Below are 1506 nucleotides of genomic sequence, written 5' to 3'. Positions count from 1 at the left end.
GAGACCTGAAGAGAGAGCGGGGCAGAGAGTGTTTGGAGGCGAAGCGAGGCAGGGATTCGGGAATGAGGGCGAAATTGTCTGTCTAAGCGTCTTGGGGGATCTTGATAGGCTCGATGTTCCAGATCTCTGTGACGCAGACAAGGCAGAGTGTCAGTGAATGGCGCGGTCAGACGAGTCGGCGCAGGGACACGAGGGAGAGGAGAGAACGGCGGGCGGCGCACCTTCGGCGTATTGCAAGACGGCACGGTCGCTGGCGAAGCGTCCCATGCGAGCGGTGCTGTTGACTGTGAGAACGAAGCGTGTCAGGGTATGTTGGACAGACGCAGCGCCAGAAGCGGGTCCGCACTTGTCTTTTCGACCCACGACGGTTGGTCGACGTAAGCCTCGTCGACCATCTTCTGCGCCTGGAGGTACGACAAGAAGTCGTCGCTGACGAGGTAGTGGTCCTTGCCCTCAAAGAGGGTGCCGAGGAGCGGCTCGAACACGCCTGCCTCGCCGAACATGCCGGACCGGATCGCGTCGACGACTTCAAGCAGCTCGGCCGGGTACTGCACCTCGCCGAAGTGGTGTGCGCGACGGAGCTTGGGGACGTCGGGCGTGATGTGCCCGAAGAAGAAGACTGGGCGGCGGCAAAGCGTGAGAACTAGAGCAGCGAGACAAGTCTGCGAAATGACTTGCCGTTCTCGTCACCGACAGCCTCGGCGATCTCGATGTTGGCGCCGTCGAGCGTGCCGAGCAAGAGACCGCCGTTGAGTGCGAATTTCATGTTGGATGTGCCACTCGCCTCAGTTCCGGCGGTCGAGATGTGCTCCGAGATGTCCGACGCCGGGATGATGATCTCGGCGAGCGAGACCTGCGCATGGTATTGAGCGAGCCGTGAGCATCCATTTCGCGCGAGAGATGGGGAAGCTGAACGCACCGAGTAGTCCGGAAGGAAGGCGACCGAGAGCGACTCGCGAATGTCCTTGTCGGCGTTGATCGTCTTCGAGACCGCGTTGCAGAGGCGAATGATGAGCTTTGCAATGTAGTAGCCGGGCGCGGCTTTGCCTGCGAAGACGGAGAGGCGAGGGACAAGGCGCTTGCGGTCGGCCGGCGACATCTGTTGCGCGTCGTTCAGAGATTAGCTTGACGCGCGTGCGCATTAAGAGGAAGCGCATACTCGCCTTCTTGAGCTGAAGGTAGCGGAAGATGACGCCGAGGATGTTCATGAACTGACGCTCTGTGAGTCGATCTCATCAGCAAGGACGGGCTACCGAGTCATGGTTGCGCGTAACGTACTGTACTCGTGGATGCGCTTGACCTGGACGTCGATGAGCGCGTGCCTGTTCACCGTGAGGCCGAGGGTCGCCTCGATGTAGTCGCAGAGGCGCTCGCGGTTCGCCTGCGAGCGAGACGAGCGTGAGCGAACAAACCGAGCGCAGCAATAGACACTCACGCACCTGCTTGCACGCCGCCCACTTCTTCTGGAAGGCCTTGTCCTTGGCGTACTTGGTCAAGCCCTCGAGC

At 60.8% G+C, this 1506-nt stretch carries 3 protein-coding genes; all 3 read right to left on the bottom strand.

What is annotated here, in order from left to right; genetic code table 11:
* Nucleotides 1–302: 302 nt before the first annotated feature.
* The 3 genes from EPN29_14255 to EPN29_14245 all read right to left on the bottom strand — a co-directional run bounded on the left by EPN29_14255 (nucleotide 303) and on the right by EPN29_14245 (nucleotide 1435).
* Complete coding sequence (locus tag EPN29_14255; protein TAN30752.1) at nucleotides 303–671, bottom strand: hypothetical protein; 369 nt, start codon at nucleotides 669–671, stop codon at nucleotides 303–305.
* Complete coding sequence (locus EPN29_14250; GenBank protein TAN30751.1) at nucleotides 644–1099, bottom strand: hypothetical protein; 456 nt, start codon at nucleotides 1097–1099, stop codon at nucleotides 644–646. Before EPN29_14250 ends, EPN29_14255 begins: the two co-directional genes overlap by 28 nt.
* Before the next feature lie 150 nt (nucleotides 1100–1249).
* Entirely contained in the window at nucleotides 1250–1435 is a 186-nt protein-coding gene (locus tag EPN29_14245; GenBank protein TAN30750.1) for a hypothetical protein, read from the bottom strand.
* Nucleotides 1436–1506: the final 71 nt, after the last annotated feature.

It is taken from the genome of bacterium, assembly GCA_004299235.1.
Classification (GTDB): domain Bacteria; phylum Chloroflexota; class Dormibacteria; order Dormibacterales; family Dormibacteraceae; genus SCQL01.
This window is presented reverse-complemented; position numbering and strand designations above follow the sequence as displayed.